Annotated in this window: 10 protein-coding genes; 5 read left to right on the top strand and 5 right to left on the bottom strand. The window is 40.9% G+C overall.

Annotation, left to right across the window (positions count from 1 at the left end):
* Positions 1-356, bottom strand: a 356-nt coding sequence (locus FTU79_RS03710) for a transposase (RefSeq protein WP_180048950.1), incomplete at its 3' end; no start/stop codon positions are given.
* A gap of 230 nt (positions 357-586) precedes the next feature.
* On the opposite strand from FTU79_RS03710, the gene FTU79_RS03705 reads away from it, so the two are divergent.
* The 5 genes from FTU79_RS03705 (at position 587) to FTU79_RS03685 (ending at position 4,725) form a co-directional block, all read left to right on the top strand.
* Positions 587-1,531: an ABC transporter permease gene (locus tag FTU79_RS03705; RefSeq protein WP_180048949.1), complete on the top strand. Its 945-nt coding sequence runs from the start codon at positions 587-589 to the stop codon at positions 1,529-1,531.
* A complete protein-coding gene (locus tag FTU79_RS03700) occupies positions 1,531-2,412 on the top strand; it encodes an ABC transporter ATP-binding protein (RefSeq protein ID WP_120367011.1) in 882 nt (293 codons plus the stop codon). The genes FTU79_RS03705 and FTU79_RS03700 overlap by 1 nt, the downstream gene beginning before the upstream one ends.
* 81 nt (positions 2,413-2,493) lie before the next feature.
* Positions 2,494-3,510 carry an isopenicillin N synthase family oxygenase gene (locus FTU79_RS03695; protein ID WP_180048948.1) on the top strand — a complete coding sequence of 339 codons (1,017 nt, stop codon included), beginning with the start codon at positions 2,494-2,496 and terminating at the stop codon, positions 3,508-3,510.
* Positions 3,507-4,388, top strand: coding sequence for a hypothetical protein (locus FTU79_RS03690; protein WP_180048947.1), 882 nt, complete (start codon positions 3,507-3,509; stop codon positions 4,386-4,388). The genes FTU79_RS03695 and FTU79_RS03690 overlap by 4 nt, the downstream gene beginning before the upstream one ends.
* 7 nt (positions 4,389-4,395) lie before the next feature.
* Positions 4,396-4,725, top strand: coding sequence for a multidrug efflux SMR transporter (locus FTU79_RS03685; protein ID WP_117007380.1), 330 nt, complete (start codon positions 4,396-4,398; stop codon positions 4,723-4,725).
* Between the two features lie 140 nt (positions 4,726-4,865).
* Here FTU79_RS03685 and FTU79_RS03680 read toward each other — a convergent pair whose 3' ends face one another.
* From FTU79_RS03680 to FTU79_RS03665, 4 genes are all read right to left on the bottom strand, one after another.
* Positions 4,866-5,666 carry a sulfite exporter TauE/SafE family protein gene (locus FTU79_RS03680; protein ID WP_078193778.1) on the bottom strand — a complete coding sequence of 267 codons (801 nt, stop codon included), beginning with the start codon at positions 5,664-5,666 and terminating at the stop codon, positions 4,866-4,868.
* Between the two features lie 45 nt (positions 5,667-5,711).
* Positions 5,712-6,206 carry a flavin reductase gene (locus FTU79_RS03675; protein WP_180048946.1) on the bottom strand — a complete coding sequence of 165 codons (495 nt, stop codon included), beginning with the start codon at positions 6,204-6,206 and terminating at the stop codon, positions 5,712-5,714.
* A 104-nt stretch (positions 6,207-6,310) separates the two neighbouring features.
* Positions 6,311-7,339, bottom strand: a complete 1,029-nt coding sequence (locus tag FTU79_RS03670; protein ID WP_180048945.1) for a methionine synthase — start codon at positions 7,337-7,339, stop codon at positions 6,311-6,313.
* 76 nt (positions 7,340-7,415) lie between these two features.
* Complete coding sequence (locus tag FTU79_RS03665) at positions 7,416-8,405, bottom strand: putative oxygenase MesX (RefSeq protein WP_180048944.1); 990 nt, start codon at positions 8,403-8,405, stop codon at positions 7,416-7,418.
* Between the last annotated feature and the right edge of the window lie 223 nt (positions 8,406-8,628).

The following is an 8,628-nucleotide window of genomic DNA, read 5'->3' as shown; positions in this document are numbered from 1 at the left end:
TTTGAACTATTACCACCAATACTTTTGGAAATACTTTGATTCTTAATACCAGCTGAATGTTGATGCGCTCGTACATGGCTCCCATCGATAAAAATCCACTCTTTATCAGCATGCTGGCTGAATAATTTAAAAATATTCATAAACTTACTATTTTTAGACCATCGATTATATTTCTTAAAAATAGAATTTGATTTACCAAACTCTTGAGGTAAATCACGCCAAGGACAGCCTGTTCTAATTCGAAATAAAATCGCTTCAATAAAATTCCGTAAATTTAATTTGAGATAAATATTAAAGTGACGGAAAATAGCAAGTAACTTGGACCAGTGTTGATCATTTAGCATTGTTCGAGGCATAGCGAGTGTAAAATTGGGTTTGGCGATTTAATTTTACTATCTCGCTATTTTTTTAATCAATAAATGTCAACAGACCCTAATATTACCTGCTTCTTTTGCAGGCTTTTTGCTGTTTATAGCCTATCTAACTTTACATAAGGCCAATAAAACACGGCATACACGCGTTTGGCATTCAAATTGCTTAACAGTATTACGTTTTATTAAAAAAGTAATATTGGGGCTTGGTCAGTATGGGTTATGTCGCAAGAGAGCTCAGTCCAAAAAGCAAGCTATTGCTTGGCTTAGGATCATTTTTAATTCCTGTGCTCATTTGGTGTGCAGTGAGTTATTTGCCATTTTTATGGCATCCTCAGGTACAAATTACGCAGTCTGGCAGTGTGCCTTATTTTCAGGTTGATAGCCGTGTCGACAAAGCGGTGTTTTATGCCGAAGCACAATCTGCGGTCAATGCAGGTGCAGAACCACCGCAAGGCAAACTGGTCAATCCGATCTATCTACCTGCACCGCACGAAGTAGCAAAAGCATTAGTTACGGCTTTTATAACTCCACCTGCCCAACCTGATGCCCCATGGTTTCATCAAAGCTTATGGCACAGTATTAAAATTGTGTTCAGCGCTTTTTTTATTGCCTCTCTCATCGGTATTCCACTGGGTATTCTTTGCGGTTTTTCTCAAAAAATATCTCTACTGACCGAACCCTTTGTTGAGTTTTTCCGTTACTTGCCCGCTCCTGCTTTTGGCGCCTTAGCCGTTGCGATTTTAGGCATTAATGATGCACCTAAAATTGCCATTATCGTGATTGGTACGCTATTTCAGCAAATTCTAATTATCGCCAACACCACACGGATGGTAGACCGTGGCCTGATTGAAGCAGGTTTTACGCTGGGCACCAATAAAATAAAAAGCTTATTTCATGTGGTGATTCCAGCAGCGCTTCCTGATATTTACCGCGACTTGCGTGTATTGCTCGGCTGGGCTTGGACCTATCTGATCGTATCTGAACTGATCGGCACAACCTCTGGGATTACCTGGTTTATCACCCAACAAGCGCGTTACCAAAACTTTGACAATGTCTATGCCGCGATCCTCATCATTGGGGTGATTGGTTTGGTGTGCGATGTGGTGCTAATGAAACTCGGTCAACGTCTATTTAAATGGAAAGCAGGAGCAAAATAATGAACAGCACAGAGTTTAATGCCACCACTTATTTCGATGCAATTTATGCACGCCCTGTCATTTTAGAAGCAAAAAAACTTACACAAAGTTTCAAGCACGGCAAAACTGAACGCACTATTTTAAATCAGTTGGATTTAAAGATTCATAAACGTGAATTTATCTGCGTGATTGGCCCATCGGGTTGCGGTAAATCGACCTTTAGCCGAATTGTGGCTGGGCTTGATCCTTACAGTAGCGGTGAATTGCTGGTCGATGGCCAAGCGATTGAAGGCCCAAGCCCTGAGCGTGGCATGGTGTTTCAAGGCTACACGCTTTTTCCATGGAAAACGGTCAAAGAAAATGTGATGTTTGGCCCTTTAATGAAAGGTGCCAGCAATGCTTCGGCCGAATCCAGCGCCCGAGAATGGATTGATATTATTGGTCTAGAAAAATACCAAGATCAGTATCCGCATCAGCTTTCTGGCGGGATGAAACAGCGCGTTGCTATTGCCCGCGCATTGGTCAATGAACCAAAAATATTATTGATGGATGAGCCTTTTGGCGCACTTGACCCGCATACCCGTCAAAAAATGCAAAAGCATTTAATGGATCTATGGCAAAACATTGATATCACCATCATTTTTGTGACCCACGATATGGATGAAGCGATTTTATTGGCGGATCGTATTGTGGCGCTCAAAGCCAATCCTGGTGAAATTAAAGAAATTATTGAGGTCGATTTACCCCGTCCTCGTAATCCTGAACTCATGCTGAGTCCTGAATTTAAACAACTGCGTGAACGGGTGGATTTCTTGGTACATGCGCAGGAAGACGAGCTCGACCCAGCGATGGAAAACCTACCGAAAATTCCACGTATGACCCAAGTCAGTACGCAAAAATAACTGGATTAATCCCTCTTCATCTTTAGGACGGCCTAAATGATGTACTACAGCGTTGGACGGCCAACTTTATAGGAATTGAAGATGAATGAATCTTATGTTTTGCCACTTGTAGATATTTCAAAAATGCAAAGCACGGTACTGTCAGAACGCTTAGAGGTGGCAACCGCGTTGGATCAAGCCTGTAAAGATGTTGGTTTTCTATATTTAAAAGGTGATCAGTTCAATTTTGATTTTGCGACATCATTGATTCAGGTGGCAAAGCGCTATTTCCAACAAGATACCGCCAGTAAAATGCAACACTATATTGGGCTGTCGAAAAATCATAGTGGCTATGTGCCAATTGGTGAAGAACAATTTGCAGGCAACAGCTATGACTTAAAAGAAGCCTATGACGTCAATTATGATTATCACGGCGAAACTAAGGCATTTCCTTTACTTGGCCCTACTTTATGGCCAGATGATGCCACATTTAAAAGTACAGTCAGTGATTATTACCACCATTTACGCAGTATTAGTGAGCAGATTTTTCAGGCCTTTGCTTTAGCTTTGAATGTAGATGAGCATTTTTTTGAGCGCAAAATTACCCATCCGACCAGCCAACTGCGTCTAATTCATTATCCGTATAACCCTGAAGTGAAAGATGCCGAAGGTATTGGCGCGCATACAGATTATGAGTGCTTTACACTGCTCTTGCCGACTGCACCAGGTTTGCAGGTACTCAATAAACAAGGTGAATGGATGGATATTCCATTGATTGAAAATACCTTGGTGATGAATATTGGCGACATGATGGAAATTTTGTCGAATGGCAAATATTTGGCCACCAAACACCGTGTTAAAAAAGTCTCTGAAGAACGCTACTCTTTCCCCTTATTCTGCACCTGCAATTACGACACGATCATTGAGCCAGTACATTCAACTGAAGCGCCTAAATATCAGCCCTTAATTGGTGGTGAACATTTATTTAATCAAACCGCGCAAACCTTTAGTTATCTCAAAAAACGTATCGCTTCAGGAGAGCTGAGTCTAAGAAATGCTGTGCCTTTGTCATCATTTGGTATGGATGAAAATACAGAAGTACAAGGAGCAAGCGCATGAATCTATTTCAGGCTTTAGCACAGCTTCCAGCCAGCCAAGAGGTTTCAGGTCCTATTCCAGACTATTTGTATGGTGCTTTTCGCCGTAAAAGCATTAGTTTTTCAAATGGTTTAACGGATGAAAAAACCATTGTGTATTGGTTTCAGTCACGTAGTTTCACTATCGATCTACGTTTAAAAAGCCAAGAAAATACGCCAGTAAATGAGCGTCAAGGCTGGATTGGCAACACTCTTTGGGATGCTGAACAGCAATTATTGTCTTGGGATGTTAAAGCACACTCAAATTATCAAAATCATGTGCAATGGCCAGAACCTGCAAAACTACATGCGATTGGCAACTGTATTTTAGAATTCTCTCCAAGCAATGTGTATGTCGAAGACTGGCGTCAGCAAGTTCATGAAGGGCTATTTTTAGGCCTGCGGTTGAAGTCAGCCCTCGATGTAGAAAGTCATCAACCATTGCCGATGGATGGTGGTTTAATTATTTGTGATAAGTATGTGGCCTTTGCACTGAGCCGTTTACCTACAGATCAGCAAACAGTTGCCAGCATCGACATATCATCTGCACCTACTATGTATAAAACGGTGATTGAAAGCTTTGAAGTTTCCATCGCTGTAGATGGTCTGCATAAGCACTATACAACGACTTCATCTCAGCAAAATCAAGTGCTTAACTTTGATCATTTTGAAGTTATTGATGAAACACATTTAAAGCAAAACGTCATTATTAATGGTCAAGCAGTACAGCTGATGTTCGAGGTGGATATTTATGTTCCACATTATGCATTTCAGCGTCGCACTGATACCACGACAGAAAGTACAGATTGGTTGCAAAATGAAAAACAGCACCTCTTGTACCATGCCGTAGAATGTCTATAGGAAATCAATGTCGTTTATATATTTGCTCATTGCAATCATTGCCGAAGTGATTGCTACATCCGCCTTAAAAGCCAGTAATGGCTTTACCGAACTAGTACCGATTATTTTTACCGTGTTGGGCTATGCCATTGCGCTCTTTTTTTTAGGTTTGACCTTTAAATCGATTCCCATGGGCTTAGCCTACGCCATGTGGTCCGCTGCAGGCATTGTGCTTATTTCATGTGTGGGCTGGGTTGTGTTTAAACAAAATTTAGACCTGCCTGCCATGATTGGTTTGGCCTTTATTTTATTAGGCATTGTGATTATCAATGTTTTTTCTAAAAGCACAGAGCTTTGAAATGTCAGTTTTGAAATGTAGTTTTTAAATAATATTTCTGAAATTTTAAAGACTTAAATTGCTATAGATAAAAATGCTCTAGCTAGCTGTTGCACACTAGAGCATACTTTTCGAATGAATTAACTGTGATCTGTCGGCTTCTATAAAATGCCTTTCACTAGAAAAAAACATCCAACAATACATAACAGCACAGCAAAACATTTTTTCAGTACTGCTGGTGAAAGCGCATGCGCAGTTTTCGCGCCATATTTAGCCGTAAAGAAACTCATCACACTAATGCCCAAAAAGGCATAAATATGAATAAAGCCAATGGTATTTGGAATTTCAACTTGCTGTTGCATACCAAAAAACATAAAGCCTAATGCACCAGCAATGGCAATAGGTAAACCGCAAGCGGCAGACGTCCCGACCGCTTTTTGCATCACCACGCCATTTGCCGTTAAATACGGCACTGTAATACTGCCACCACCAATACCGAAGATGGCAGATGCAACGCCAATACCCGAACCCGCCACAATTTGCTTGCCTGTAGATGGCAGTGTTTTGTTGGGATCGACTGGCTTTTTTGCACCCATAAACATGTTATAAGCCACCCAAAGTAAAAACACACCGACAATCATTTGCAGATGCAAACCTGACAGCCAGCCTGCAATGCCCGCGCCTGCAAAACAGCCAATCGCCATTGGCGGAGCTAAATTTTTAAATACAGGCCAAATCACAGCGCCATTTTTATTGTGCGCCATTAAGGAGCTGATCGATGTCACCACAATCGTAGCCAAAGATGTGCCGAGCGCCAAATGCATAATCACATCGGGGCTATAGCCCATTTGGCTAAAAACAATATAGAGCAATGGCACAATGATGGTGCCACCACCGACACCAAACAGCCCCGCAGCAAAACCTGCAAATGCGCCAATAATTAAGAAAGTAATGAGTTCCACGAAATAGATACTTTTAAAGTGATGTATTGAAGAAGTCTGACTGGTTTAAGCCAACTCCACTTGACCCACAGCATGATAAGCGCGGTTGAAATATACCAAGCTTTCCTCCTGCTGACTTTGCTTGATTGCAACCACACGGCACATAAACACACTGTGCGTACCCACTTCTTGAATCTGTTCAATCTGACAGTCAAAACTGACCAAAGCATCTTTTAATATCGGTGAACCTGTTTCTAATACAGTCCAAGAACCCAATTTAAAACGCTCTTCCGAATTGAATTTGCTTGAAGCAAATGCATTGGAAATGTGTTCATGCTGTGCGCCCAAAACATTGACAGACAGAACTTTATTTTCAAGAAAATGCGCATGAGAACGAGATGATTGATTCATACAAACCAGCAAAGTTGGCGGTGTATCTGTCACACTGCATACTGCTGATGCTGTAAATCCATGCATGCCTGCTTCACCCTCAGTCGTAATCACGTTGACTGCAGTCGTCAATAAAGACATTGCATTTCTAAAATCAGTTGCTTCAATCATCTCTTCAATCTCAATGGTCTATATGGCTTATCTCTTTCTCAGGTTTGGGCAATAGCAAATTTAATTTCCTTATTGCCCTTACATGAAACCGAGTCAGCTCGAATTTATGCGGTCAATTCTTGGCGAATAATGGCAGCGCCTGCGCTTAACGCATTTAGTTTGCCTTGCGCCACTTGGCGAGGTAAAGGCGCCATACCGCAGTTTGTTGAAGGATATAGCTTGTCGGCATCTACAAACTGAAGCGCTTTGCGTAATGTATTTGCTACTTCTTCTGCTGTTTCAACCTGATTGGTTGCTACATCAATGGCGCCAACCATCACTTTTTTACCGCGGATGAGTTCGATTAAATCCATCGGTACACGAGAGTTTTGGCATTCAAGCGAGATGATATCGAGCTTCGATTGCTGCAGTTTCGGGAATGATTCTTCGTATTGGCGCCATTCATTACCCAAGCTTTGTTTCCAATCGGTATTGGCTTTAATGCCATAACCATAGCAAATATGAACGGCTGTTTCGCATTTCAAACCTTCAAGCGCACGCTCTAATGTCGCAATACCCCAGTCATTGACTTCATCAAAAAATACGTTAAACGCAGGCTCATCAAATTGAATGATATCTACGCCTGCCGCTTCAAGCTCTAAAGCTTCTTGATTCAGGATTTTAGCAAATTCCCAAGCCAATTTTTCACGGCTTTTGTAGTGACCATCGTACAAAGTATCAATCATCGTCATCGGGCCTGGCAAAGCCCATTTGATCGGCTGATTGGTTTGGCTGCGTAAGAATTTTGCATCATCAACAAACACTGCTTTCTTACGCGATACTTCGCCCACCACAGACGGTACACTTGCATCATAACGATTACGAATACGCATCGTTTCACGCTTTTCGAAATCTACCCCTTCAAGATGTTCAATAAATGTGGTCACAAAATGCTGACGGGTTTGTTCACCATCACTGACAATATCAATGCCTGCATGGATTTGTTCATGCAAAGATAATTTCAACGCATCACGTTTTGCATCTAATAATTCTTCGCCTTCAAGTTTCCATGCTGACCACAATTTTTCAGGTTCAGCCAGCCAAGACGGTTTAGGTAAGCTGCCAGCAGTTGAAGTTGGGAGTAAAATGGCCATATTCGATCTTCTATCTCTATTTTCTTTAAAACGGGTGGTTTACACCCGCGTTTTCATCTATTTACGTATTTTAAAATTAAGCTGCGTCTGCATTTTCAATGCTAAAATTAGCAGCCCACTCATTCAAAATGTCTTGATATGGCTGGATAAAGTTCTCTTCGGTCCATTTGCCCTGTTTAACCGCCAACTGACCACGTTCGACACGGTCATACACAATACGGGTTAATGAGTAATCGCCAAAGCTTAAGCTTGGTTGATACACTAAACCTGCTGTCGCATTGGTATTGTAAATTTCAGGACGGTAGATTTTTTGGAAACTTTCCATGGTGCTGATCGCGCTGATCAGTTCGAAATCTGTATAGTCGCTGAGCAAGTTATTTGCCGAATAGAATGCCAATGGTGCAGTTGCATTTTCAGGTTTAAAGTAACGAACGCTTAAGCCCATTTTTGCAAAATAATCATCTGTACGGGAGTAATCATCATTAGTGTATTCCACACCTAAGATCGGATGCACATTTGCAGTACGGTAATAGGTTTTTGTCGTTGAAACACTTAAACAGATGACAGGCTGTTTTTTAAATTCAGCTTTGAATACATCTGAATTGATCAAATGTTGATATAGCTTGCCATGTAAATCACCAAAATCTTCAGGTTTTTCATTGAACTTACAGCCGAGTGCTGGTAATACCACGCTGAAGTCATAGTCACGTACATACGATGAAAAACTGTTGCCGATCATGCCTTCAATGCGTTCATTGGTTTTATGGTCGATGATGGTGCTCTTTAAAGTTTCAATAAATGGGAAAGTTTGACCATTGCCTTCCACATCGAGTTCAGCCGAAATGATGTCAATTTCAAGTGAATAACGATCTGCATTTGGGTTGTCACAAGTAGCTAAACTATTGAAACGGTTATTAATCATTGCCAAAGTACGGCGCAGATTCTCTTCACGGTGTTCACCACGTGCCAAATTGGCAAAGTTCGTTGTTAAACGTGTATTGTCAGCTGGTTTATAGTTTTCATCAAAGCGGATACGTTTGATTGAACATGCAAATTTATGACTCATGGAGATTCACTACCCTAAAATTAAAAATAATCAAAATTTCTGTATGAAGTAATTTATACGTGAAACTTAAGATGAATAAAAATGATTTAACCTCAACTAAAAGTGAGATAAATTCATGTTTAAGATTTAAATACAATGAATTTTCTTCAACTATGCATCATTCAACTGGCGATAAAAAAACTGCCACCCAGGTAGCATTTAAATTTTATTTAATGTAAATAAG

Source organism: Acinetobacter sp. YH12144, assembly GCF_013418345.1.
Classification (GTDB): Bacteria; Pseudomonadota; Gammaproteobacteria; order Pseudomonadales; family Moraxellaceae; genus Acinetobacter; species Acinetobacter amyesii.
This window is presented reverse-complemented; position numbering and strand designations above follow the sequence as displayed.